Annotated in this window: 16 protein-coding genes; 10 read left to right on the forward strand and 6 right to left on the reverse strand. The window is 68.3% G+C overall.

What is annotated here, in order from left to right; translation table 11 throughout:
• Window positions 1-126 precede the first annotated feature (126 nt).
• Window positions 127-3,312 carry a DEAD/DEAH box helicase gene (locus E3N94_RS16835; protein WP_134569630.1) on the forward strand — a complete coding sequence of 1,062 codons (3,186 nt, stop codon included), beginning with the start codon at window positions 127-129 and terminating at the stop codon, window positions 3,310-3,312.
• Here E3N94_RS16835 and E3N94_RS00940 read toward each other — a convergent pair.
• Entirely contained in the window at window positions 3,309-3,833 is a 525-nt protein-coding gene (locus E3N94_RS00940; protein ID WP_104169664.1) for a flavodoxin domain-containing protein, read from the reverse strand. The two genes, E3N94_RS16835 and E3N94_RS00940, sit on opposite strands and share 4 nt — an antisense overlap.
• Window positions 3,834-4,063: 230 nt before the next feature.
• Between E3N94_RS00940 and E3N94_RS00945 the strand changes: the two genes are divergently transcribed.
• Window positions 4,064-6,286 (forward strand): EAL domain-containing protein, encoded by a 2,223-nt coding sequence (locus E3N94_RS00945; protein WP_134420916.1) that lies wholly within the window; start codon window positions 4,064-4,066, stop codon window positions 6,284-6,286.
• Entirely contained in the window at window positions 6,247-8,586 is a 2,340-nt protein-coding gene (locus E3N94_RS00950; RefSeq protein ID WP_166790026.1) for an EAL domain-containing protein, read from the forward strand. Before E3N94_RS00945 ends, E3N94_RS00950 begins: the two co-directional genes overlap by 40 nt.
• Before the next feature lie 120 nt (window positions 8,587-8,706).
• Here E3N94_RS00950 and E3N94_RS00955 read toward each other — a convergent pair whose 3' ends face one another.
• Window positions 8,707-9,015 (reverse strand): hypothetical protein, encoded by a 309-nt coding sequence (locus E3N94_RS00955; protein WP_134569632.1) that lies wholly within the window; start codon window positions 9,013-9,015, stop codon window positions 8,707-8,709.
• Between the two features lie 101 nt (window positions 9,016-9,116).
• Here E3N94_RS00955 and E3N94_RS00960 point away from each other — a divergent pair, with 101 nt between their 5' ends.
• Together E3N94_RS00960 and E3N94_RS00965 are read left to right on the forward strand one after the other, a co-directional pair.
• Entirely contained in the window at window positions 9,117-11,960 is a 2,844-nt protein-coding gene (locus E3N94_RS00960; RefSeq protein ID WP_134569633.1) for a cation-translocating P-type ATPase, read from the forward strand.
• Window positions 11,961-12,023: 63 nt separating this feature from the next.
• Complete coding sequence (locus E3N94_RS00965) at window positions 12,024-12,524, forward strand: DUF6328 family protein (protein WP_134401067.1); 501 nt, start codon at window positions 12,024-12,026, stop codon at window positions 12,522-12,524.
• 68 nt (window positions 12,525-12,592) lie between these two features.
• On the opposite strand, the gene E3N94_RS00970 is transcribed toward E3N94_RS00965, so the two are convergent.
• Window positions 12,593-13,246, reverse strand: a complete 654-nt coding sequence (locus E3N94_RS00970; protein WP_134420908.1) for a thermonuclease family protein — start codon at window positions 13,244-13,246, stop codon at window positions 12,593-12,595.
• Between the two features lie 228 nt (window positions 13,247-13,474).
• Window positions 13,475-14,422, reverse strand: a complete 948-nt coding sequence (locus E3N94_RS00975) for a DarT ssDNA thymidine ADP-ribosyltransferase family protein (RefSeq protein WP_166785403.1) — start codon at window positions 14,420-14,422, stop codon at window positions 13,475-13,477.
• Between the two features lie 187 nt (window positions 14,423-14,609).
• Between E3N94_RS00975 and E3N94_RS00980 the strand changes: the two genes are divergently transcribed.
• Window positions 14,610-16,892: an FdhF/YdeP family oxidoreductase gene (locus tag E3N94_RS00980; protein ID WP_134415547.1), complete on the forward strand. Its 2,283-nt coding sequence runs from the start codon at window positions 14,610-14,612 to the stop codon at window positions 16,890-16,892.
• A 138-nt stretch (window positions 16,893-17,030) separates the two neighbouring features.
• Here the strand turns inward: E3N94_RS00980 and E3N94_RS00985 are convergent, their stop codons facing one another.
• A complete protein-coding gene (locus tag E3N94_RS00985) occupies window positions 17,031-17,309 on the reverse strand; it encodes a hypothetical protein (RefSeq protein ID WP_134374027.1) in 279 nt (92 codons plus the stop codon).
• 540 nt (window positions 17,310-17,849) lie between these two features.
• Between E3N94_RS00985 and E3N94_RS00990 the strand changes: the two genes are divergently transcribed.
• Both E3N94_RS00990 and E3N94_RS00995 read left to right on the forward strand, forming a co-directional pair.
• Entirely contained in the window at window positions 17,850-18,944 is a 1,095-nt protein-coding gene (locus E3N94_RS00990) for an S-(hydroxymethyl)mycothiol dehydrogenase (RefSeq protein ID WP_134374029.1), read from the forward strand.
• A complete protein-coding gene (locus E3N94_RS00995; RefSeq protein ID WP_134420902.1) occupies window positions 18,944-19,573 on the forward strand; it encodes an MBL fold metallo-hydrolase in 630 nt (209 codons plus the stop codon). The genes E3N94_RS00990 and E3N94_RS00995 overlap by 1 nt, the downstream gene beginning before the upstream one ends.
• Before the next feature lie 495 nt (window positions 19,574-20,068).
• Here E3N94_RS00995 and E3N94_RS01000 read toward each other — a convergent pair whose 3' ends face one another.
• Window positions 20,069-24,934: an NAD-glutamate dehydrogenase gene (locus E3N94_RS01000; protein WP_134569634.1), complete on the reverse strand. Its 4,866-nt coding sequence runs from the start codon at window positions 24,932-24,934 to the stop codon at window positions 20,069-20,071.
• Between the two features lie 176 nt (window positions 24,935-25,110).
• Between E3N94_RS01000 and E3N94_RS01005 the strand changes: the two genes are divergently transcribed.
• Window positions 25,111-26,091: an NAD(P)H-quinone oxidoreductase gene (locus tag E3N94_RS01005; RefSeq protein WP_134401073.1), complete on the forward strand. Its 981-nt coding sequence runs from the start codon at window positions 25,111-25,113 to the stop codon at window positions 26,089-26,091.
• Window positions 26,092-26,166: 75 nt separating this feature from the next.
• Window positions 26,167-26,295, forward strand: coding sequence for a hypothetical protein (locus tag E3N94_RS17400; protein WP_255408677.1), 129 nt, complete (start codon window positions 26,167-26,169; stop codon window positions 26,293-26,295).
• Window positions 26,296-26,628 lie beyond the last annotated feature (333 nt).

Below are 26,628 nucleotides of genomic sequence, written 5' to 3' on the forward strand. Positions count from 1 at the left end.
CGGAGATTCTGCCCAAAACACCCCCAAACAGCCCGCATAAGCAGTTTTCCGGCAAAATCTCCGTCGAATTGGTTCAACCGCGGACACTGCGCTCCGACCGCGCTGCCCACATGAGAGCATGGAGCCATGTCTGATGCCGGGTCTCCCTCGGCTCGGGCGGACTGGAAGCGGATCGCGGGACCCGTGCCCGGCGAACCGGGTGGGACCACCGATCTGCCCGTTCCGATGGGCCTCCTATTCGAGCTGCGAGAGCAGACGCCCCGCACGAACGACCGCTGGCGTGGTGCGACGGCCCGGCCGGTCACGAACGTGCGCCCCGGGCAGGGCGAGATCCGGCTCGGGGTGCGCCCGGTCATCCGAAGCGCCCGTGGCAACTGGGTACGCACGGACGTGGCGTGGAACCAACTGGGCTTCCACCGCAACCGCCTCAACCTCAACCGCGAGCACCACCGCTGGCTGAGCCAGATTCTGGCCCTGCACCGGGCCGTGCGCGGCGTCTACACCAGCCAGGAGACGGACTGGATCTACCTCGACGACTTCGTCAGCCCGCTGCTCTGGACCCTCTTCGACGAGGCCGAGACCCTGGGGCTGCGTCTCGTGGGCAGCACGAAGGATGCCACGGTCAGCGTGGGCCGCGCGGCCCACGTGAGCCTCGACGCAAGCCGGAACGCCGCCGGCGCGTTCAGCAACACAGCCGCCGCCGGCGCGTTAAGCAACACAGCCGCCGCCGGCACCCAGGGTCTGCTCCTGACCACCCGGCTCCTATTTGACGGCACCCCGCATCCCCCCGAGCATTCCGGGGCGATCGGCGGCCACGGGATCTACGGCTATGCCCTCGGGCCGCGCCCGGTGTTCACCCTGGCCCCGACCGTCGACGGTCCGCTCACCGCCGAGCAGCGCCGGCTGCTCGGTGCGCCCGGCACGGTTCTCGTGCCTGCCGACGAGACGGCCGAGTTCCTGAGCGACTTCTATCCGGCGCTGCGGCGCACCTTGCCGGTGATCAGCACGGATGGCTCCGTGCGCTTCCCCCAGGCCGACCCACCTCTGCTCGTGCTCACCGCCTGGTTCCGGCCGCGGCAGGCGCTGGAGCTGGCCTGGCATTGGGAGTACCGCGAGGGTTCCCTGCTGAAGAAGCTGCCCGTGCTGTCATCCACATCCACGCCCACGCCCACGCCCACGCCCACGCCCACGCCCACGCCCACGCCCACGCCCACGTCTCCCTCGAACGGAAGCCGCGACGAGCCCACCGAACGGGTCATCCACGAGCGGGCCAGGCGTCTCCTCGAGGAGGCCGGCCGCCCCGACGCAGGCCCGGCCGCGACATCCCTCACCCTGCGCGGCATCGATGCGGCCGAGGTGGCCGAACGTGCGCTCCCGCGGCTGGAAGCGCTGCCCGGCGTGCGCGTGGACATCCGCGGCACCCGGCCCGACTACCGCGAACTGACCGAGACTCCTGAGCTCACAATCAGCACGGTCGAGACGGACCAGCGGGACTGGTTCGACCTGGGCGTGATCGTCACGATCAATGGTCGGAGCGTGCCGTTCGGCCCGCTGTTTAAAGCTTTGGCGAAGGGGCAGGCGAAGCTCCTGCTGGTCGACAACAGCTACCTGTCGCTGCGGCAGCCGGCTTTCGAGCGCCTGCACGAACTGATCACCGAGGCCCGCGCCCTGCAGGAATGGGACACCGGCCTGCGCATCAGCCGCTACCAGGCTGCCCTCTGGAGCGACTTCGAGGACCTCGCCGACGACACCGAGCAGGCCGTGGCGTGGCGGGCGGCCGTGTCCGGGCTGATCGGCTTGTCCAAGGGCGCCGACGACACCGAGCACGCCCCGCACGCCGAGCACGCCCCGCACGCCCCGCTGCCGGCCGCCGTGCACGCCACCCTGCGCCCGTACCAGGCGCAGGGCTTCACCTGGCTGACCTTCCTCTGGCAGCACCAGCTGGGCGGAATCCTCGCCGACGACATGGGCCTCGGCAAGACCCTGCAGACGCTCGCACTCCTGGCGCACGCGACCGCGCAGCCGGCCGGGCAGGCCCACCCGGCCGACCCGGCCCAGCGGCGGCCGTTCCTGGTCGTCGCCCCGACATCCGTCGTCGCCACCTGGCGCTCCGAGGCCGCCCGCTTCACGCCCGGCCTCGACGTTCGGGTGATAACAGCCACCGAGGCGGCCGGCGGCATCCCGCTGACGGATGCCGCGGCCGGCGCCGACGTCGTCGTCACCTCCTACACGCTGTTCCGTCTCGACTTCGAGGCCTACCAGGCGCATGGCTGGGCCGGGCTGATCCTGGACGAGGCTCAATTCCTGAAGAATCGTGCCACCCGGGTGCACCTGTGCGCCCGCGACCTGACGACGCCGTTCAAGCTCGCGCTCACGGGCACGCCGATGGAGAACAGCCTGCTCGAGCTGCATGCCCTGTTCGCGATCGTGGCACCGGGCCTGTTCCCCTCCCTTCGGCGGTTCACGGAGGAGTATGTGCGCCCGATCGACCGCGGCGACACCCCCGAGGTGCTCACGCGGCTGCGCCGGCGCATCCGCCCACTGTTGCTGCGTCGCACCAAGGCGGTCGTCGCGCCCGAGCTGCCGCCCAAACAGGAGCAGGTGCTTGAGATCGAGCTGAACCCCCGGCACCGCGCGCTCTACGACACGTTCCTGCAGCGGGAACGGCAGAAGCTGTTCGGCCTGATCGACGACCTCGACAAAAACCGGTTCATCGTGTTCCGCTCGCTGACCCTGCTGCGGCTGCTCAGCCTGGACCCGTCCCTGGTCGACGAGAAGTACGCCGGAGTGTCGTCCAGCAAACTCGACGCCCTCTTCGAACAGCTGGACGACGTCGTCGCCGAAGGTCACCGCGCGCTCGTCTTCAGCCAGTTCACGTCGTTCCTGAAGAAGGCGGCCGCGCGGCTCGAGGCCCGGGGCATCCCCTACTGCTACCTCGACGGGTCCACCCTGCGCCGCTCCGAGGTGATCGACCGGTTCAAGACCGGCAGTGAGCCGGTGTTCCTGATCAGTCTGAAGGCCGGCGGGTTCGGCCTCACCCTGACCGAGGCGGACTACGTCTTCCTGCTCGACCCGTGGTGGAACCCGGCCACCGAGACGCAGGCCATCGACCGCACCCACCGCATCGGCCAGACGAAGAACGTGATGGTCTACCGAATGGTCGCCACCGGCACCATCGAGGAGAAGGTCATGGCCCTGCAGAAACAGAAGGCCGAGCTCTTCGACCAGGTGCTGGGCGACGCCCCAGCGGATGCGCCGGGGTTCAGTGGGAACCTCACGGCCGACGACATCCGCAGCCTGCTGGAGAGTTAGACGGACAGCTCCCGGGCGATCTCCGCCGCCCATTCGTCGATCGCGACCCAGTTGCGGAAGTCGCCCTCGGGCAGCAGCTCGCGCCCACTCGGGATGCGCCGCACAAGTTTGTCCCGGCGGCCGAGCACGGTCGGGTCGAGCGCACCGAAGAACACCCGCATTCCGCGCGGCTGGAGCGACTGGCCGAACTCCTCGAACTGCTTCGGCTCACTCTCCTTGAGCAGATCTCGCCCCTGGGCGTCCTTCCCCGCGGTGCCGAGCGGCCCGCTGCTGAACAGCCACACCGGATGCGCCGTGATCAGTTCCTGGTGGCGCCGCACGAACTCCGTCGCGCCCTTGCGCCACGACCCCATGTAGGCGGAACTGCCGATCACGAAAGCGTCGTACTCGTCCACCTGGTCAACGGATGCGACCGGCCGGGCCACAGCATCCTGCCCGGCCTCCCGCAGTTTGCGGGCGATGCGCTCGGCGATTCCCTCGGTGGCTCCGTACTTGCTCGAAAACCCCACCAGTGTCGTCATGATTGCCTCCAGCTCGTCGGTCGTTCACTCAATCGTAGGGCGGTGCGCCGCCGCGCCCCGTCCACGATTCCCCACCCCCAATCGAGCGGGTCGGTTGGTTCTCCGTCTTCCGCCGCTGCTAATCTGAGATTAGATAACGTGGGGGTTCCGTGCAGTTGAATTCAGGGGCGCCCTGCGGCCGCCTAGTTCGAGGTTTCTTTGCCAGGAGCGCCTCCTGGTCCGCCTGGCTGATGGCCGTTTTCCTGGGCAGCTACGTCATCGGCCTGCTGATGCCCGACGACGGATTCCACCTCTTCGTCGACGGCTGGCTGGCGTCCCTCCTGAAGTTGTCCATGGTCGTCGTGTGCTGGGCCGCCGTGACGCGCAAGCGCTCGCGGAGCCGAGTGCGGATCGCGGCCAGCGGTCTGGAGCGATTCCGGCATCCCGAACTCCTGCTCACGGCCGCGGCGGTCACCATCATCGCGATCGTCGATTCCTATTCCCTGTGGATGCTGATCTGGGGTGCCGAGATGTTCCCCCGCGTGAGCGAGGTCGGCTACCTCCTGTTCTTCGCCCTCATGCTATTCGTGCTGGTCATCATGGTGCGCCGCCAGCTGCGCGGCATGGTCTGGTCGGTGGTGCTGGACAGCGCCATCGGTGCACTCGGCGCGGCCTCGGTGCTGGCCGTGCTGCTCGGCCCGATGGCGAACTCAGTCGACGCGGCCGGGGCGAACAAGGCCATCGCCGCCGCCGTCGCCTACCCCCTGTTCGACCTGCTGCTGGTTGCCGTCGTCGTCGCACTCACCACCTCGCAGGGCCCGGTTGCCGGCCGCCGCTGGATCCTCCTCGTCTTCGGCCTGCTGATGTTCACGTCCACCGGTCTCGTCTTCGCGTTACTCGAAACCAGGTACGTTCTCGGCACTCCTCTGGACGCCGGCTGGGCCGTGGGTCTGGCCCTGATCGCGGTGTGGGCGGATGCCTCGTCGCGACCAGATCTGGTTCGGAACAACTCCTCCAACGGCGTGGCGGCCCTGGCGCTGCCGGCGGTGTCGACCGCGGCCGGCCTGGGTGTGCTGCTCCTCGCCAGCCAGACGCCGGTTCCCCACATCGCGATCGGGCTGGCGGCGGCGACCCTGGCCCTCGCAGCCGTTCCCCTGGTCTCCCGGCAGGTGGCCCTGCGTCGCCAGTCCAAGACCGACGAGCTGACCGGTCTGCCGAACCGGCGTGCGCTGTACGCCGAGGTCTCGTCGAGACTGGCCGACGACAGGAGCCGGAACCGGGCGCTGCTACTGCTGGACCTGGACCGCTTCAAAGAGGTCAACGACAGCCTCGGGCATGACGCCGGCGACCGGTTGCTCGTGCAGGTCGGCCGTCGTCTGCTGGAAGGACTGCAGTCCGGTGACCTGCTCGCGCGGTTGGGCGGCGACGAGTTCGCCGTCCTACTCGAGCGCACCGACCAGGTGGAGGCCGAGGCGGTGGCCAACAAACTCCGGGCCACCCTGGCCCAGCCGTTCACCCTGGAAGGCATCTCCCTGCAGACCAGCGCGAGCATCGGAATCGCGCTCTACCCCGACCAGGGCGATGACCTGACCGCACTGCTGCGCAAGGCCGACATGGCGATGTACAAGGCGAAGGCGACCCACAGCGGCCACCACGTCTACCGCAGCGCGGACAACCGCCACGGTGACGCCCGTCTGCGCACCCTGCAGGAGTTGCGCCTCGCCCTGACCGAGGACCAGCTGGTTCTGCACTACCAGCCGAAGATCTGCCTGAAGACCGGGTTCGTCTCAGGCGTCGAGGCCCTCGTGCGCTGGAACCACCCCGAGCGCGGTCTGGTGTTTCCCGACCAGTTCCTGACTCTGGTCGAAGAGGCCGGTCTCATGCACGCGCTGACCCAGGAGGTTCTGCGGAAGGCGTTGGACCAGTCCGTGCTCTGGGCGGCCCAGGCCCGTACCCTGACGGTTGCGGTGAACCTGTCCGCCAGCTCACTGATCGACGCCGATCTGCCCGAACGGGTGGGCACCATGCTGTCGGCCCGCGGTCTTCTGCCCACCGCGCTGATGCTCGAGATCACCGAGGACTTCCTGATGGCCGACCGCGACCGAGCCCGGGACATCCTGACCCGGTTGCGCGCCAGTGGTATCCGGATCTCCGTCGACGACTTCGGCACCGGTTACAGTTCGCTCGCCTATCTTCGTGACCTGCCCATCGACGAGCTCAAGCTGGACCAGTCCTTCATCTTCCCGATGGCCGACGACGCCCGGGCCGCCGCACTGGTGGCCTCCACGATCGACCTCGCGCACGGCCTCGGCCTGAAAATGGTCGCCGAGGGCGTGGAGAACAGCGTCGCCTACGACGAGCTGGTGCGCTACGGATGCGACTTCGCCCAGGGATACTTCATGTCACGCCCCCTCTCCGCCGCGGCACTCGACGAGTGGCTGACCGCGAGGCAGAGCGCGGCGGCCCTGCCATGACCGGCGGCACCCGTGAGCGGTTCCGCTTCGGCGCGCTGACGCTCATGCTGGTACTGGTCATCGCCTACACCCTCGGCCTGGCCCTGAAGGGCGATGACTTCAGCCCTCTGGTCGACGGCTGGCTCGCCATGCTCTCGGTGTGGGCACCCGTGCTCGTGGGCTGCGCCGCCGTCTACCGGGTCGGGCGCGGGCAGATCGAGGCGGGCCTCGCCACCGCCGCTCTGACCATGAACGCCCTGGCGGACACCTACTACCTCGTCAGCGCGGATGCCGACGGTGCGTCACCGTTTCCCTCGCCGGCCGACATCGGCTATCTGCTGTTCTACCTGCTCCTGCTCTGGGCGCTGGCGGTGCTCGTGAACCGGCAACTGCGCGGATCGGCCTGGTCCGTCTTCCTGGACACCGCCGTGGGTTCCCTGGGTGCCGCCGCAGTGCTGGCCGTCATCCTCAGCCCCGTCTTCGATTCCGCCGCCGCGGACCCGCTCAGCCTCGGTGCCGTCATCGCGGCCGCCTATCCGGTGCTCGACCTGCTAGTGGTGGCGGCGATCGCCGGGATCGTGGCGTCGCACGGGCCGGATGCCGGGAAGCGCTGGATGCTCCTCGTCGCCGGCCTGGTGGTCTTCGCCGGCGCCGACACCGTCTTCGCGCTGCAGGGTGACCTGTACACGGTGGGCACCCTGCTCGACGCGACCTGGAACATCGGGGTCGTACTGATTGCGCTCTGGGTGGACGGCACCTCCCTCCCGCGCCCGGTGCGGGATCGCAGGGCCACGGCCACAACCGTGTCCGCTCTGGCCGTGCCGATGGTGTCGACGATCGCCGGACTCGGGGTTCTGATCCTCGCCAGCCAGGTCACGGTGTCAAACCTCGCCGTGGCCTTGGCCGGGGCAACCATGGCGCTGGCGGTGGTGCCGCTGGTCGGCCGGCAACGGGTTCTGAACCTGCTGGCGCGAACGGACGACCTCACCGGTCTGCGCAACCGCCGCGCATTCAATGCGGACGTGCCCACCCGCCTGGCAGCGGTCGAGGGCCGGACGTGTGCCCTGCTGCTGCTGGACCTTGACCGGTTCAAGGAGGTCAACGACAGCCTCGGCCATGACGTGGGTGACCGGCTGCTGATCCAGGTCGGCATCCGTTTGAACCGGCAGCTGCGTGCCGGAGACCTCCTGGCCCGCCTCGGCGGCGACGAGTTCGCGATCCTGCTCACGGACTCCGCGCGGGAGGATGCCCTGACGGTGGCCGTCAAACTGCGCGCCGCGCTGGCCGAGCCGTTCATTCTGGAGGGCATCACGTTGCAGACCAGCGCCAGTGTCGGAATCTCCCTCTATCCCGACCAGGGCAAAGACCTGACGGCGCTGCTCCGCAAGGCCGACATGGCCATGTACAAGGCGAAAACGAGCCGCGGTGGCCACCACGTATACGACAGCGACGACGACAGCCACGGCGAGACCCGGCTGCGCACCCTGGCCGAACTGCGCCTCGCTCTCACCGATGAGCAGCTGGTGCTGCACTATCAGCCCAAGGTCGACCTCGGCAGCGGGGCGGTGCGGGACGTCGAGGCCCTTGTGCGCTGGAACCACCCCGAGCGCGGTCTGCTGCTGCCCGATCAGTTCGTGCCGATCATCGAAGAGGCCGGGCTGATGCACACCCTGACGCAGGTCGTGCTGCGGCAGGCGCTGGACCAGGCCGTGCTCTGGCAGGCGCAGGGGCATCCGCTGACCATCGCCGTGAACCTGTCGGCCAGCTCACTGGTCGACACGGAACTGCCGGACCGGATCGGTGCCATGATCGCCGCCCGCGGTCTGCCCTCGTCGATCCTGGCCCTGGAGATCACCGAGGAATTCCTGCTCAATGACCGGGGCCGGGCCCGAGGCATCCTCACCCGGCTACGCGAGCAAGACATCCGCATCTCCGTCGACGACTTCGGCACCGGCTATAGTTCGCTCGCCTACCTGCGCGATCTGCCCATCGACGAGCTCAAGCTCGACCGATCCTTCGTCTTCCCGATGGCCGGCGATGCCCGAGCCGCGACCCTGGTGTCCTCGACGATTGCGCTGGCCCACAGTCTGGGGCTGCGCATGGTGGCCGAGGGTGTGGACAGTGGCGCCGCCTACGACCAGCTGGTCGGCTTCGGCTGCGACTTCGCGCAGGGCTTCCACCTGTCGCAGCCGCTTTCCGCCGCCGAGCTGGACACCTGGCTCGCCGACCGACGAGTCGCAGATACCGCGTCGGCGCACGCGTGTGAGGTCGCACCCGCCGTGCCGCCCGGTGACCTTGTCGCGGAGCCGGCCGAGGTGTAGACCTCCCCTGCAAAGCGCGCCCTGTTCCCGTGGGGAGAGCACCGGGACGCGGATTGGGGATCATCATGACGCGGCGACGCTCACCACTGCGACGGATGCTGGTGGTCCCTCTTCTCCTGATTACGGGTTCGCCCGCTTGCTGGGGAGTGCGATCAGGGTCTGGTCCGGATTGACTTCGACTGGTGGTCGAAGCCAGTAGTCCGTTTCGGTTCGGATGATGCTCCATTGCTGGTTGTGCAGGAGCAGGTGGTGTGGGTGGCAGAGCAGCACTCCGTCGGCGAGGTCGGTGTAGCCGTTGTCGTTCAGCCAGTCGTTGATGTGGTGGGCTTCGCTCCAGGCGGGATCTGTCGCAATCGACCCAGCGGCATCCGCCGTCGCGAACCCCCATTGGGGAAGGTACGCCGGGACGGACGGGATGTCGAAAGGCACCGACGCAGCACCGACGCAGCGCCGGCCGCGGCCCGGTTCTACACTGGGTGGAGCCGCGGGCCAGACCGACCCGGCACTCCCGGAAACGAGGAACCCACCCGATGGACGCGTCTGCTCAATCGGAGAAATCAGCTCAATCGGAAATATCGGACCCGATCGACCGTCTCGCAGTCGATCCCGCCGTTACCGATGCCGCCGAGATCGCCCGCCGGCTCGAGACCGACGCCGCCCGGGGCCTCACCGGCGCCGAAGCCGCGCGTCGCCTCACGGCCGAGGGCCCGAACGAGCTGCGCAGCGTGCGCCCGGTTCCGTTCTGGCGCCGGATCCTGGCCCAGTTCAACGACCCTCTGATCTACCTGCTGCTGGTCGCCACCGCGGTGTCGCTCGGCGCCTGGCTGATCGAGGGGGCACCCGGCCTGCCCGTGGACGCCATCGTGATCGCCGTGATCGTAGTGCTCAACGCCGTGCTCGGCCTGGTGCAGGAGGCGCGCGCCGACAACGCCGTGGCCGCCCTGTCCACCATGACAGCGGCATCCTCGACCGTCATGCGCGACGGCCTGCTCACCACCGTGCCCAGCACCGAGCTGGTGCGCGGCGACCTGCTGGTTCTGGGTGAGGGCGACAGCGTGGGGGCGGATGCCCGCCTCACCGAGGCGAGTTCGCTGCGGATCGCGGAGGCCTCCCTCACCGGCGAAAGCGAGGCCGTCACCAAGAACCCGCGCACCCTTCCCGCCGCGGCCGCCCTCGGCGATCGCCTGAACATGGTCTTCAAGGGCACCGCCGTCAGCCAGGGCGTCGGCCGCTGCATCGTCACCGGAACCGGCATGAACACCGAGGTCGGCGCCATCGCCACGATGCTTGACCGCACCGAGGCGCACCCCACCCCGCTGCAAACCGAGATCGGCCACATCGGCAAGCTGCTCAGCGTCGTCGTGATCGCGATCGCCACGGTCGTGATGCTCACCATCGTGCTCGTGCAGGGCGTGTCCACGCCCGCCGACTTCGTGACCGTGTTCCTGCTCGGGGTATCCCTCGCGGTCGCAGCCGTTCCCGAGGGGCTGCCGGCAATCCTGTCGGTGATCCTCTCCATCGGGGTACAACGGATGGCGCGGCAGAACGCCGTTGTCAAGAACCTGAAATCCGTGGAGACCCTGGGCTCCGCATCCGTGATCTGCTGCGATAAGACCGGCACACTGACCCGCAACGAGATGACGATCCAGCAGTTGCTGACCGCCTCCGGCCGGGTAGATGTGACCGGGGTGGGCTACCGCCCCGAGGGCGAACTGCGCCAGGGCGCCGAACCGCTCACAGACCCGGCACTCCGCTTTGAGGCCCAGCTGGTGCTGGGCGTCGGTTCCCTCGCCGGCAACGCCCAGCTGACCGAGCAGGACGGCGAGTGGGAGATCCAGGGTGACCCCACGGAGGCCGCGTTCCTGGTGGCCGCGGCCAAACTCGAGGGCACCACCGGGCACATGGCCCGGTTCGAACGTCGGGGTGAGATGCCCTTCACCTCGGAACGCAAGATGATGTCCACCCTGCACCAGGAGACCGGCGACGACAGCCTGCGCATCTTCAGCAAGGGCGCGCCCGACGTGCTCCTCGAGCGCTGCGCCTACGTGCAAGTCGGCGAGACGGTCGTACCTCTGACCGCCGAGCAGCGGCCACGGATGCTTGCCGACATCCAGGCGCTCTCGGCTCAGGCCTTCCGCACCCTGGGTGTCGCCTACCGAGTCGCCGACGAGAACACGGCGCCGCTCGACGAGGCCGACGAGCAGGGCCTGATCTACGCCGGGGTGGTCGGCATCATCGACCCACCCCGCGCCGAGGTGACGTCAGCCGTCCAGGAAGCCCACCGGGCGGGCGTGCGTGTGATCATGATCACGGGCGATCACCCCGCCACGGCCGCGCGGATCGCGAGTGACCTGGGGATCGTCGAACCGGGGGCGACGGCGCTGGCGGGAGCAGACCTCGACCACCTCGACGAGCCGGGGCTGCGGGAGGCGGTGCGCGACACATCCGTGTTCGCCCGCGTCTCCCCGCGGCACAAGCTGCGGATCGTCGACGCCCTGCAGGCCAACGGCGACATCGTGGCGATGACCGGCGACGGCGTCAACGACGCCCCGGCCCTGAAGTCCGCCGACATCGGCGTGGCCATGGGCATCACGGGCACCGAGGTGACCAAGGAGGCCGCGAAGATGATCCTGGTCGACGACAACTTCGCCACCATCGTCGCCGCGGTGCGGGCCGGCCGGGTCATCCTCGACAACATCAAGAAGTTCCTGCGGTACCTGCTGTCCTCGAACATGGGCGAGGTGCTCACCGTGTTCGTCGGCGTGCTCCTCGCCGGGGCTCTGGGCCTGACCGGCGCCAGCAGCGAGACCGTGGTGCTGCCCCTGCTGATCACCCAGATCCTCTGGATCAACCTGATCACCGACTCCGGCCCGGCCCTGGCGATGGGCGTCGACCCGGAGATCGACGACGTGATGGCCCGCCCCCCGCGCGGGATCAACGACCGTATGATCGACCTGCGCATGTGGGTGGGCATCATGTCGACCGGCCTGGTGATGGCAGTGGTCACCCTCGCCACGATCGACCTGTTCCTGCCCGGCGGGCTGCTGCCGGCGCTGGAACCCGGCACGGACGGCCTCACCGTGGCGCGCACCGCGGGGTTCACCACCCTGGTCTTCGCCCAGCTGTTCAACACACTCAACGCGCGCTCCGAGCTGACCACCGCGTTCCACCGGCTGTTCGTAAACCCGTGGCTGTGGGGGGCGATCCTGCTCGCGATCCTGTTGCAGGTGGCCGTGGTCGAACTCCCGCTCCTGCAGACCGCGTTCGGCACCACCTCGATGGACCCTCTGCACTGGGCCGTCTGCGTGGGCATGGCATCCGTCGTGCTGTGGGTCGAGGAACTGCGCAAGTGGATCCTGAGGGTGCGCGCCTGACCTCTCCCGTTCCGTGCTCGACGCGTGCGATCTCGTTTCCGCAAAGCGCATTACGATCGGGGCATGAGCCTGTCAGGACCACCGGAACCCACGGCGACGGAGCCGGTATCCGCGCCCCGCCGCAACGAAACGGATGTCCAGCGCCTCGACCGCAATTGGCTCTCGCTGTTGCAGGAGCTCAGAGTCACCCAGACGGGCACCCAGATCGTGGGTGGTTTTCTGCTCGCCCTCGCCTTCCAACCGCGGTTCACCGAACTCGACCTGTACCAACTGACCGTGTATCTGATTCTTGTCGCCACGGCCACCACCACCACCGTTCTGGCGCTCGGGCCGGTCAGCCTCCACCGGCTGCTCTTCGGGAAGCATGCGATGAAGCAGATCGTACGGGTCGCCGACGTGCTCGTGCGGGCCACACTGGTCGGTGTCGCCGTAATCCTCGCCGGCACCACCCTGCTGGTCTTCGACGTGGTGCTGGGCCGAACGGCCGGTCAGGTGGCCGGGGCCGCGGTGCTGCTGGTCATCGTGGCGGTCTGGCTGGTCCTGCCGCACCGGGCGAAGCGCTGAGGACGACGCGCGGGGGTCGACTGGCGGCGGACGACGCGCGGGGATATCGGTGGGACGGCTTCGCCGCATCAGCAGGCGCCCCACTGGCCCGCGCCTGCCGTCGTTGCGGCGTCCTCGGCCGTACGCAGCAGCGGGTAGTGCGCGTCGTTCGGCGGGATCATCAGCGACTCGGCGGCGCCGCCGGCGACGAGCTCGTAGTTGACGAATCGCCCGTCCCCGGTCCAGAGATAGAACAGGCTACGGCCGTATCGGTCAGTCGGGTCCTGGTCGGCGGTGACCCAGGTGCGGCTGCCATCGGGGAGGAGCGCCCGCAACTGCTCCGCGGCCTGATCGCCGAAGCATTCGGCGCTGTCCCCCACCTCCGGCGTATCGATTCCGAGCAGTCGTACCTTGACGGCATCCGTCGTCGCCACCAGGGCGTTCGGCTGGTCCGTTCGCAGAAAGAGCGTGTCGCCATCATGCACATGCTCCACGGTCATCGGGACGGCTCCGCTCGGTCGTGCGGGGATGCCGCCGACCGCTGTCTCGACGGTGCCGTCCGCGGCGGTCGCCACCGGGCCGGTGCTCTCGCCGGAGCTCTGGCCGGAGCCTTGGCTGGCCGAGCTCGGCATGCTCTCGAACTCGGTCACCAGAAATCCCGACTGCTGGACCCAGGCGAAGCCGAGTACTCCGAGAACGAGAACACCGATCGGCACGCGCGAGCGGCCCTGTCGTCTACCCATTCCCCGAGACTAGGGCAGAGCCAGGCAGGCACACGCCACCCGCCGTGTCTGACGAGTCCGAGGCCCGGGAGCACCTCCGTCGCGAACGAATTCGACGGAGATTTTGCCGGAACCGGCCCCGAAAACTCCGAAAAAGCTGCTTTTCACGAGAATCTCCGTCGAATTGGTTCGACGCCGGACAGGGCAGGCCGGGCACGTGGCGAGAGGGCGCTCCGGACGTCTGACCGGCTAGGGCGCTGCGGTTTCCTCCACGGCGTGGAACCACGGCGGGTACACGACGACCTTGGGCTTGTGCGCCTCGGCGGCGAAAATGCTGCGCACCGCGTCGCGCACCTTGTCGTTGGCGACGCCGACGAGCGTGACCAACTCGAACGGGAACGACTCGGTGACGAGCAGTTCCGCCTCCCGGATCTTCTGCGATTCCTGATCGGCGCGCAGCGAACGCAGCATGCGGTCGGCAGTCTCGGGAGCAGAGCCGAACCTGGTCAGGGCCCCCGCGGCATCCCCGTTGGCCACCGCGACGCTCGCTGCGACGGTTTCCTCGGCGCCGGCCTGGGCGTCGAGGAGCTTCTTGACCGTGCTGACCAGAATGACGAAGTCGTACGTCGGAGAGCGGTGCGCCTCCGGCGACAGGCGCGGGTCGTTGGATTCGGTGAGGAGGCTGTCCCACAGGCGCGCATTGGGCGAGAGGAAGAACGGCACGTAGCAGGCGACGCTCGCGCTGTCGTCTCCGGCGACGAGCGCGGCACGCCGGGCCGCGCGCTGCGGTGCCGACGACAGGTCGACGACCGGCCGGGCGGTCCAGGCGTCGCTCGCGTCGGCAAGCAGGCGCCCGCTGTTCAGGATGCCGGCGAGGTTGCGGATGTGGGTGACGTGGTAGATCCGCTGCTCACCGACGTTGTCGTGGGAGGATTTCGTGCTCCTGACCGGCTTCACGGTGCTGGCGGCCTTGGCGGTGGCCGGCTTCGCGGTAGCGGTCTTCGCGCTCAGGGTGGGATTGGGTCCGCCCAGGGTGACGGTGCGCGGTGACGGCGAACTGCGAAGCGACGGTGCGCGGCCCGTCGACTTGCTCCGGCTGGCGCGGGTGGCCACGCCGGGCACGATTTCGGGAGCGGCCTTCGGGAAGCAGCTGGCGCAGAGGCCGCCCTCGAGTCCATGGATGCATTCGTCGCTCAAACTAGAAAAACCTTTCGTGTGCGTGGCCCCCACACTCTTCAAGTCCGATGCTTGAAGACCACATATCAACGGTACGGTCATTTCTGACCTCGTGGTGACCGATGGCGGGATCCGTTCGGCGCATTTCGGCCTGAGGGTGAGTCGCACATGCCTTGTCGGCCCCGGCGAAGGGTGCTACTACCGACGTATGAGCAGCGTTGACGATATCGACGAGGACAAGATCGAGGTCGGCAAGCCCAGGGAATGGGCGGCGGGGGTGCCAGGCGTCACCCATGCACTGGGGCCGGCCTTCCGGCAGATGGGTGTGCCGCGCAGCCTGAAGGCACTGACTGCGATGAACCAGCGGGACGGTTTCGACTGCATGAGCTGCGCCTGGCCGGATCCCGATCGGCGCAAGACGTTCGAGTTCTGCGAGAACGGCGCCAAGGCGGTGACCTGGGAGGCAACGCCGATCACGATCCCGGCCGAATTCTGGGCCGAGAACCCGATCAGAGAGCTGCTCACGAAGTCGGAGTACTGGCTCGGCATGCAAGGCCGCCTCGTGCAGCCGGTGCACAAGCCGGCCGGGTCCGAGCACTACCGGCCGATCACCTGGGACGACGCGTTCAAGCTGATCGGGGACACCCTCCGCGGACTGGAATCGCCCGACCAGGCGACGTTCTATACGAGCGGTCGCACCTCCAACGAGGCGGCCTTCCTCTACCAGCTGTTCGTGCGCGCCCTCGGCACGAACAACCTGCCGGACTGCTCGAACATGTGCCACGAGTCGACCAGCCACGCGATGGCGGAGACCGTCGGGATCGGCAAGAGCACCGTCACCTACGCCGACTTCGCCCGTGCGGACCTGATCATCATCATGGGGCAGAACCCGGGCAGCAACCATCCGCGGATGCTCACGGCGCTGGAAGAGGCGAAGGAGGCGGGCGCCGCCATCGTCGCCGTCAACCCGCTCTTGGAGGCCGGGCTGATGCGCTACAAGAACCCGCAGAAGGTGCGGGGCGTCGTCGGGGCCGGAACCGTGATGGCCGACCAGTACCTGCAGATCCGGCTCGGCGGCGACATGGCCCTCATGCAGGCCCTCTCCCGACGGGTGCTCGACGCCGAGGCCGCCCGGCCCGGAACCGTGCTCGACCATGCGTTCCTGCGCGAGAATTGTGTCGGGCTGGAGGAGTTGCGCGAGCACCTCGCCCACCAGGATGACGGTGCGGTCCTGGCGGCCACGGGGTTGCGCGCGGCCGAGATCGACGAGCTGGCCGACCGGTATCTGCGGGCGGACCGGGTCATCATCACCTGGGCGATGGGCATCACCCAGCACAAGAAGGCCGTTCCGACAATCCGAGAGATCATCAATCTGCTCCTACTGCGCGGCAACATCGGCAAGCCCGGCGCGGGGGCGTCCCCGATCCGCGGGCACAGCAATGTGCAGGGCGACCGCACCATGGGCATCTGGGAGAAGATGCCACCGGCGTTCCTGGACGCCCTGGAACGAGAATTCGGGTTCGACCCGCCCCGCGTGGACGGCCTGGACAGCGTCGACTCCATTCGCGCCATGCGCGACGGCCTGGTCACGGTCTGGATCGCCCTGGGCGGCAACCTGGTCGGCGCGATCTCCGACACCGTCGTCGCCGAGGCCGCAATCCAGAAGACGGTGCTGAGCGTGCAGATCTCCACCAAACTGAACCGGTCCCACGCTGTGGTCGGCGACCAGGCGCTCATCCTGCCGACCCTGGGCCGCACCGAGATCGACCTGCAGGCCACCGGCCCGCAGTTCGTGTCGGTTGAGGACACGGTCTCCGCGGTGCACTCGTCCACCGGCCTACTCCCACCGGTGTCGGATCAGCTGCTCTCCGAGGTGGCCATCGTGTCGCGCCTCGCCCGGGCCGCCCTCGACGGCACCGCCTCGATCGACTGGGCCGGTTTCGAGAGCGACTACGACATCATCCGTGACCACATCTCGCACGTCATTCCGGGCTTCGCCGACTTCAACCAACGCATCCACCAGCAGGAAGGTTTCTCCCTGCCCCATGCGCCGCGCGACCTGCGCACCTTCCCGACCCCCAGCGGCAAGGCCCTGCTCACGGTCAACGAACTCGAGCCCCTCGAACGGCCGCCGGGGCGCCTGCTCCTGCAGACGCTGCGCTCGCACGACCAGTTCAACACCACGATCTACAGCCCCAACGACCGCTACCGGGGCATCAAGAACGGCCGCCAGGTCATCTTCGTCAACCCGGAGGATGTCGCGGAGCTGGGTTTGATCAGCGGCATGCTCGTCGATGTGCACAGCGAGTTCAGCGACAACGTCGACCGGGTGCTGCGGCGGTTCCGGCTCGTCGCCTACCCGAGCGCCCGCGGCTGCGCCGCCGCCTACTTCCCCGAGGCCAACGTGCTGGTGCCCCTGGATTCCACCGCGGAGGGCAGCAACACCCCCGTCTCCAAGGCGGTGCTGGTGCGGCTGGAACCCTCGCGCTGACCAGATACACACCCTGACCAGAACGAAAGCAGGGCGCCCGATCCGCTGCGACCCGGCGGCGGAGGGCCGCACGTCGAAATCGAAGATTGCCGTGGGATGTGCACGATAGAGCAGGATTTTCGGGCTGGTCGTCGAGGCTCACCTCGAGTCCCGCCGCGAGGCGGATGTCGACGCGAGGCGGATGGCGCCGCCGCGGGGCGCCGACAGGTGCGTGACGCTCACGGCGCGCGCCATCATCACCGCGCGCAGCACGAGCGGCTGCCAGGTGAAGATCGTGGCACCGAAGTCGAGCACGCCGCTGACCTTGAGCAGCTCCGGCGGCAGGGAGGCGGCCGTGGCCTGCAGCAGAGCCGCGGACGACGACAGCCCGAGCGCCCACCGATCAGAGGAGGCGTTCACCGGCATCGGACCGTCCATTGCGGAGATTTTTCTGTGGGAGGTGTCGGAGCGCGTGCTGCCGCGCTGAGCGCATCCGTTGCCGCGCTAGAAAGTACGCAGAATAGTCAATTTTCCTAGACATCCGAGTCGAGGTCTGCCTACACTCAAAATCTCGCGAATGCCTTTCTCTGGGCTGGGGAACTCGTTTTCAGAATCGAAACTGAGCTCCGAATGAACGACGACAACTTGCTTCCCACGCCGGCCTGCGCTTCCTGCTACGACCCGATGGCGTCGGTCGGCGGCGGCTGGTGGTGCGATCACTGCCAGGAGTTCGCGTAACCGCTCGCGCCTCGGCCGGTCGCGTTCTCGGCCGGTCGCGTGGCTCCGCGCGCGGCATCCGCACCCTGAACCCCTAACGAATTCGACGGAGATTTTGCCTCTACAAGCCTGTTTCGGGCCGAAACGGGTTCTCTCTGGCAAAATCTCCGTCGAATTGGTTGGATAGGGCAGGGCAGGGAGGTTGGGTATTGTGGTTGGGTTCCACCATCGCCTGTCCGGGCACCAACCCAGAGGAGTCCCATGTCGATCACCGTTAAAGGCGTCATCGCTCGATCGAAGGGCGCGCCGGTGGAGCTTGTCGACATCGTCATCCCCGACCCTGCACCCGGTGAGGTCGTCGTCGACATCGAGACCTGCGGCGTCTGCCACACCGACGTGCACTACCGTGAGGGCGGCATCAACGACGAGTTCCCATTCCTGCTCGGCCACGAGGCCGCCGGCCGGGTCAGCGTCGTCGGCGAGAGCGTCACCCACGTCGCCGTGGGCGACTTCGTCGTGCTGAACTGGCGCGCCGTCTGCGGCGACTGCCGCGCCTGCAAGCGCGCCGAGCCCTGGTACTGTTTCAACACTTTCAACGCCACCCAGAAAATGACCCTCACGGACGGCACCGAGCTCAGCCCCGCCCTCGGCATCGGCGCCTTCGCCGAAAAGACTCTTGTGCACGAGAAACAGTGCACCAAGGTCGACCCTGCCGCCGACCCCGCGGTCGTCGGACTGCTCGGCTGCGGCATCATGGCCGGCATCGGGGCCGCCATGAACACGGGCAACGTGACCAGGGGCGACTCGGTCGCCGTGATCGGATGTGGCGGCGTGGGTAACGCGGCGGTCGTCGGGGCCCGGCTCGCCGGGGCATCCGTCATCATCGCGATCGACCGCGACGCGAAGAAGCTCGCGACCGCCCAGACGCTGGGCGCCACCCACACCATCGACTCAGCCGGCCTCGACGAGGACGGCGTGGTCGCGGCCGTGCAGGCACTGACCGGCGGCTTCGGCGCGGATGTCGTGATCGACGCCGTCGGGCGTCCCGAGACCTGGCGGCAGGCGTTCTACGCCCGCGACCTGGCTGGCACCGTCGTGCTGGTGGGCGTGCCGACCCCCGAGATGATGCTGGAGATCCCGCTGCTCGACGTGTTCGGCCGGGGCGGTTCTCTGAAATCGTCCTGGTACGGCGACTGCCTGCCGGAGCGCGACTTCCCGATGCTGACCGACCTCTACCTGCAGGGCCGCCTGCCGCTGGACGAGTTCGTCAGTGAACGAATCGGAATCGGGCATATCGAGGAGGCATTCGCGAAGATGGCCCGCGGCGACGTGCTGCGCTCCGTGGTCGTGCTCTGATGACGGCGCGGATCGAACACCTCGTCACCTCGGGCAGCTTCAGCCTCGACGGCGGCACCTGGGACGTGGACAACAACGTCTGGATCGTCGGCGACGACGACGAGTGCGTTGTGGTCGACGCGGCCCACGACGTCGACGCCATCCTCGCCGCGGTCGGCGACCGCAAGCTGGTGGGCATCCTCTGCACGCACGCGCACGACGACCACATCGGTGCCGTCGCCGGGGTGCAGGCCGCGCACACCGCGCCGACCTACCTCCACCCCGACGACATGATGCTGTGGGACCGGGTCTACCCGGATGCCCCGCCGAGCCGTCCGCTCGAGACCGGCCAGCGCATCCGGGTGGCCGGTATTGAACTCGAGGTGCTGCACACGCCGGGGCATTCTCCCGGCGCCGTCTGCTTCTATGCGCCCGCGCTCGGCACGGTCTTTAGCGGCGACACCTTGTTCCATGGCGGACCCGGCGCGACCGGCCGGTCGTTCAGCGACTTCCCCACGATTCTCGCCTCGATCAAAGGCAAGCTGCTGATGCTCCCGGCGAGCACCGTCGTGCTCACCGGCCATGGCGAGTCGACGACAATCGGCGCCGAGGCCGGGCACCTGGATGAATGGATCGCCCGCGGCCACTAGAGCGTGACCCCGGAAGACTGCCCGGAAATCCGTCGAGCGGCGCCGCCGATGTGGTCAGAATCCGTTTCTGGCGGCACGGACTGTGGCTAACTCAGGAGATCCCCGCACGCCGGGGACGCCCACCGCGTGATGCCGCGGCACGTGTGCGGCCAAGAGGCATTGCGTTGTCAGATCTCCTGAGTCAGCCACACTGCGGCGGAGGCTGGTTCGGGACACCGGCTGCCCGCGGGCGACCCTGACCGGGCTCAGGCATCCGTCGGTTCGGGCCATCCACTGTGGCTAATTCAGGAGATCCCCGTGCCCGGCCGGCACCCGCCTCGTGATTCCGCGGCCGATGCCGGCCCACACTCATCAGGCTCGCCATTCTCCTGAGTTAGCCCCAAACGGCCGGTGGTAGCAGGCAGTAATAGTGGTCAGCAGCGCGGCAGCAGCGCGGCAGCAGCGCGGCAGCAGCGCGGCAGCAGCGCGCAGCGACGGATGTCCGCAGCCGGCAGGTCAGCGGCGCACGATCGAGCGCAGCAGCCGCACAACCACGGACAGGGACGCCATGTCGTCCTGACCGAGGGCGTTGACCTCCTCGAACACGCTGCGAGCCCGTCCCAACTGTTCCGCGTTGAGCGCCTCCCAGGCGAGCAGTCGGGCGTCGGCGTGGCCGGCATGTGTTTCCTTCAGCACCGCCCGCGTCATATCGGCGACCGTCGAGTACAGGTCGTCGCGGAGGGCGGCGCGGGCCAGGGCCTGCCAGCGGTCCTTGCGCGGCAGCACGGTGATGCGCTCCAGCAGGTTGTCCACCCGGAACCGGTCGTAGACCGTGTAGTAGACGCCGGCGACGTCGGCCAGAGGCTCATCGACCTGGGCGGAGATCTGCGCCACGTCCAGCAGGGCGAAGGCCTCGAAGAGTTCGGCCCACCGGCGACCGAGGTTCTCCGGTACGCCCCACTCCTGGGCGGTCTCCAGCAGGGACTGCACGCGTTTGAGGTCGCCGCCCTTGAGGTAATCCTCCAGGTGGGCGCGCATCAGGTCCATCTGCGGTTTGTACTGGGCCACCACCTCGCCCACCGGTCGCGACGCCCCCTGGTTGACCTGCCAGCGCACGGCCCGGTCGAGCAGGCGACGGATGTCCAGGTGGATCGACGTCCAGTGCTTGGTCGGGAACGACGACGGCAGGGCGTTGACCTCGGCCACGAGCACGTCGATTTCGAAGATCTCCCGCAGCGCGACGAAGGCTTTCGCGACCGTGGCCTGGTTCGCCGAGGTTTCCTCCATAGCCCGGAACGCGAAGGTCACGCCGCCGAGGTTGATCATGTTGTTCGCGACGACGGTGGCGATGATCTCGCGGCGCAGCGGATGCGTGTCGAGCTCGGCGTCGAAGCGCTCGGACAGCTGCACCGGAAAGTACCGGCGCAGGGTTCGGCCGAACCAGGGGTCGTCGGGCAGGTCACTGTCCCGCAGCGTGGTCGCCAGATCGATCTTGGCGTAGGCCGCCAGCACGGACAGCTCGGGTGAGGTCAGGCCCTGGCCCGTTTCAAGGCGCTCCCGCAGCGTCGCCGTGGTGGGCAGCGCCTCCAACTCGCGCTTGAGGTCGCCCGAGGCCTCCTGCCAGTCCATCAGCCGTTCGTAGCTGGGGCTCCAGGTGGTCACCTTCGCCCGGTCGTTGAGCAGCAGGATGTTCTGGTCGACATTGTCTTCCAGCACCAGCCGCGCCACCTCGTCGGACATGGAAGCGAGGAACTCCGACCGCTCCGACTCGGCCAGCTTGCCGGCGGCCACCATCCGGTCGACGAAGATCTTGATGTTGACCTCGTGGTCGGAGCAGTCCACCCCGGCGGAATTGTCGATCGCGTCGGTGTTCAGGATCACGCCGGTGAGGGCCGCCTCGATGCGCCCGAGCTGGGTCATCCCGAGGTTGCCGCCCTCGCCGACGACCTTGACCCGCAGATCCCGGCCGTCGACCCGGATGGCGTCGTTCGCTTTGTCGCCGACCTGCGCGGCCGTCTCGCTGCTGGCCTTCACATAGGTGCCGATGCCGCCGTTATAGAGCAGGTCGGCCGGGGCGGCCAGGATGGCGCGGAGCAGTTCCGGCGGGCTCAGCCGCACCGTCCCGTCCGGCAGCCCGAGTGCGGTGCGCACCTCGGCGGAGATCGGCACCACCTTGGCCTGGCGCGGGAAGACCCCGCCGCCGGCACTGATCAGGCTGGTGTCGTAGTCCGCCCACGACGACCGTGGCAGGGCGAAGAGGCGCGCTCGTTCCTGGAAGGAGCGCGCGGCATCCGGATTCGGGTCCAGGAAAATGTGCCGGTGGTCGAAGGCCGCCAGCAGACGGATGTGCTCCGAGAGCAGCATGCCGTTGCCGAAGACGTCGCCGGACATGTCGCCCACGCCGACGACCGTGAAGTCCTCGGCCTGCGTATCGACGCCCAGTTCGCTGAAGTGGCGCTTGACCGACTCCCATGCGCCGCGGGCGGTGATGCCCATTGCCTTGTGGTCGTAGCCGATCGAGCCGCCGGAGGCGAACGCGTCGCCCATCCAGAAACCGTATTCGGCGGCGACGCCGTTGGCGATGTCGGAGAAGGTGGCCGTGCCCTTGTCGGCCGCGACGACCAGGTAGGAATCGTCGTCGTCGTGGCGCACCACCCGGGCGGGCGGCACGAGCCGCTCCCCCTCCGCCGTGGTCACCAAGTTGTCGGTGAGGTCGAGCAGCCCCCGGATGAAGGTCTTGTAGCTCCCGATGCCCTCGGCAATCCAGGCCGCGCGGTCCAGCGCCGGATCGGGCAGCTGCTTGGCGAAGAACCCGCCCTTGGCGCCGGTCGGCACGATCACCGCGTTCTTGACCGTCTGCGCCTTGACCAGGCCGAGCACCTCCGTGCGGAAGTCCTCCCGCCGGTCCGACCAGCGCAGCCCGCCGCGGGCCACCTTGCCGAAGCGGAGGTGTACGCCCTCCACCCGCGGGGAGTACACCCAGATCTCGTACTTCGGCCGCGGAAACGGCAACAGCTCGATCGTGGTCGGGTCGAGCTTGATGCTCAGGTAGGGCTTGTCCTGGAAGAAGTTCGTGCGCAGCGACGACTCGATCAGGTTGATCAGGGTGCGCAGCACCCTGTCGGCGTCGAGCGTGGTGACCGCTTCCATGGCCGCCGTCAGCTCATCCTTGACCTGCAGGCTGCGACGGATGCGCTCCGGCTCGGCCAATTCCGGATCGAACCGGGCCTCGAAGAGCGCCACCAGCCCTCGGGTGACGGCCGGATTTGCCAGCAGGGTATCGGCGATGAAGCCGTAGGAGTTGGTGTTTCCGGCCTGGCGCAGGTACTTGGCGTAGCTGCGCAGGATGACGACCCGGTGCCAGGGCATGCCCTCCCGCAGCACCAGTCGGTCGAGGCCGTCCGATTCGATGGCCCCGCTGACGGCGGCGCCGAAGGAGTCGGCCAGGAGTGCGCCGGTCGCGACCGGGTCCACACCCTCGGGGTAGCTCAAGCCCAGGTCGTAGAGGTAGAACGCGCGGCCGTCGGCGGTCTCGATCTCGAAGGGCACCTCGTCGAGCACCTCGATGCCGAGGTTCTGCAGGAACGGCAGGATCTGGCTCAGGCTCTTGGGCTCCATCATGTAGAGCTTGATCCGGGCATCCTCCGCCGTGACGCCGCGTCCTGCGGTGCTTCCGTCGTCGGCGTCGATGACCGTGTCACCGGCGCCCGTGCCGGTCGGAAGATACACGTTCAGCGCCGGCCGGATCGGCCCGGTCCCGGCGGCCGCCGCCGCGGCGGCGGCCGCGGCGCCGGCCTCGAATCGCCCGATGTCCTGCACGGCCTCCTCGAGCTCGTAATCCACCCGGTAGCTGGCGGGGAACGCCTCCGACCAGAGTTCGGAGAGGCGCTCCGCCTCGTCCAGCGGGTGGCTCTCGCGCAGTTTCTCGCCGATCCCCTCGGGCCAGGACCGCACCGCCATCACCAGCCGGTGCTCCAGCGCGACGGCGTCGACGACGCCGACCGTGTCGTTCTTCTGCAACCGGATGCGGAAGAACAGCCGGGCCAGCGCGGACTCGGTCATCCGGGCCTCGAAGTCGACGGACTCGGCGTGGAAGGTGTCCCGCAGCTCCTTCTCGATCCGCAGCCGCACGGCCGTGGTGTACCGGTCGCGGGGGAAGTAGACCAGCGCGGTCATGAACCGGCCGTAGACATCCGGGCGGAGGAAAAGCCGGGTGCGCCGCCGCTCCTGCAGACGCTGGATGGCCAGCGTGGTGGTGAACAGGGTGGGCACGTCGATCTGGAACAGCTCGTCGCGGGGGTAGGTTTCCAGGATGCCGAGCAGCTCCTTGCCGCTGTGCGACCCTGGCGGGAACCCGGCCTGGTCCATCACGGCGTCGACCTTTTCGCGCAGGATCGGCACGTCCCGCACCGAGCTCGTATACGCCGTGGCGGCGAACAGGCCGATGAAGCGCTGCTCCCCCCGCACGTTGCCGTCCGCATCGAAACTCTTGATCCCGATGTAATCGAAGTACGCCGGGCGATGCACGCTGGAACGCGAGTTCGCCTTGGTGATCACCAGGGCGCTACGCTCGCGCGCCTTGAGCCGGCCGGCATCCGTCAGGTGCTGAATCTGGTGCCCGTCTTCGGTGGAGCGCAGCAGCCCCAGGCCGCTGCGGTCACGGATGCTCAGCACGTCCTCTCCGTCGACGGTCTCCAGGTCGTACTCCCGGTAGCCGAGGAAGGTGAAGTTGTCGCGGTCGAGCCAGCGCAGCAAGTCCTGCGCCTGCTTGATCTCCTGGATGCCCTCGGCGTGGGCGACGTCGCCGAGCGCGTCGGCGATCTCCACGGCCTTCGTTCGCATGGCCTGCCAGTCCTCGTTGGCGGCGCGAACGTCGCCGAGGACCGTGGCCAGCCCGGCGACCAGAGCAGCCCGCGCCTCGTCGTTGGCGGTTTCGATCTCGATCGCGATCCACGACTCGACCTGGGTGACGGTCTCGTCGACGTCACCGGGCCGGGCGCCGTCGCCTCCGTGCACGCGGGTGACGCCGAGGAGCTCGTTGGTGTTCCGGTCGCGGGTCACGACGAGTAGCGGGTGCACTTCGAGGTGGATGGCCGAGTGCTGGCGCACCAGCTCGGCGGTCACCGAGTCAACCAGGAAAGGCATGTCGTCGGTGACGATGTAGACGATGCTGCGGCCGGCTTCGTTCCGGATCTCGATGTTCGGGGTGCTGGGGGTGCGGCTCTGGGCGACCTGCCAATGATGGACGGCCCGCTCGCGGAGGGTTCCCCCATCGGAGTTCTGCCGGTCTTCCCCAGCCAGGTGCTCGTAGTAGTCGCCCAGGAAAGCGTCGAGTGTGCTGCCTGCCGGTGATTTCCCGGTGCGGGTGGACTCAGACGTCATTGAAATAAGCCTCCATCAGAAAATCTCCGCGTCATTGCGGATCACGTGCGTACGACCCAAGGCATGCAACAGCCACGCCCCTGTCTACCATCGTAGATTCCGTGGCCGGGTTCCACAGACCGAACCACCGCGCAGTCGTGGATCCGTCGCAAAGTGCACGCGCGTAGGCTGACCCGATGCGCGCGATCATCGTAGACACCCCCGGCGGCCCCGATGCCCTCACCCTCACAACGGTGAGCGACCTGCCCGTCGGGGCCAGCGACATCCGGATTCGGGTCGCCGCGGCCGGCGTGAACCGGGCGGATGTCGCGCAGCGGCTGGGCAGCTACCCGTCGCCGGCCGGGGCGCCGCAGTGGCCCGGGCTGGAGGTGTCCGGAGTCGTCAGTGAAGTCGGCGCCGAGGCAAAACGGTTCGCGGTCGGCGACCGGGTGTGTGCCCTGCTGGCCGGCGGCGGCTACGCCACCGAGGCCGTGGTGCACGAAGACCTGGCCCTGTCCGTGCCCGAATCCGTGGACCTCGTCGAGGCGGCGGGCCTGCCGGAGGCGCTGGCCACCGTGTGGTCGAACGTGTTCCTGAGTGCGGGGCTGGCCGCCGGGGAGACGCTGCTCGTGCACGGCGGCGCCAGCGGCATCGGTACCACCGCGATCCAGCTGGGCGTGCTCGCCGGCGCGCGGGTGGCCGCGACGGCCGGCTCAGCCGAGAAGCTGGCGGTGTGCCGCAGCCTGGGCGCGGAGATCCTGATCAACTATCGCGAGCAGGATTTCCCCACCGAAATGCAGGCCGCCACAGAGGGGCGCGGCGCCGACGTGATCCTCGACATCATCGGTGGCTCCTACGCGGCCCGCAACGTGGCGGCACTGGCGGTCGACGGCCGCATCATGGTGATCGCCAACCAGAGCGGCGAGAACGCCGACTTCAATCCGTTCCATCTGATGCAGAAGCGCGGCCGGTACTGGGGTACCACCCTCCGCTCCCGCCCGTTCGAGGAGAAGGCGGCCATCATGCGGGCCCTCAGGACGGATGTCTGGCCCTGGCTCGAATCCGGCCGCTTCCGCCCGGTGATCGACAGCATTTTCCCGTTCGAGAAGGCCGCCGAGGCGCACCGGCGGCTGGAGGCATCCGTTCACGTGGGCAAGATTCTGCTGGTCGGTGATTGAGCCCTTCGGGACTCGGGACTCGGGACTCGGGACTGAAACATGCGCTGGAAAAACAATCTGAAGAGAGGATGAGTTTTGAACAGCATCAGTCTGTTCGTGCCGATCCTGCCCGGCAAGCTCGACGCCTGGAAGCAGTTCACCAGGGAGTCGAACGCGCGCATGGGCGAGCACACGGAGTCGCGCCGGCGGGCCGGCATCACCTGAGAAACTGGCACACCGAGAGCCAGTGGGTAGCCACGGCTAGTTCCGACACCGAGTGAGGATGCCGCCGTGGATCCAGAGCTGCTCCACGTTGGTCGGCTTCCACTCTGTCGGCGACCTCCGGCGACACGAGGTCGGCCAGCCATCCGTCCCGAACGAATTCGACGGAGATTCTGCCGAAATCTGCCCTAAACCCACTCTGGAAGGCGATTTCACCCAAAATCTCGGCTCTCCTGCTTCATCCGTGGGTTAAACCCGGCCGGGGAGTGCGGGTTTGTGGCCGCCGAGGCTGAGCATGGCCAGGGCGATGAGGGCGTCGGGTGATTTGAAGCCGAA

Source organism: Cryobacterium sp. Sr3 (assembly GCF_004402835.1).
In the GTDB taxonomy this organism is placed as follows: Bacteria; Actinomycetota; Actinomycetes; order Actinomycetales; family Microbacteriaceae; genus Cryobacterium; species Cryobacterium sandaracinum.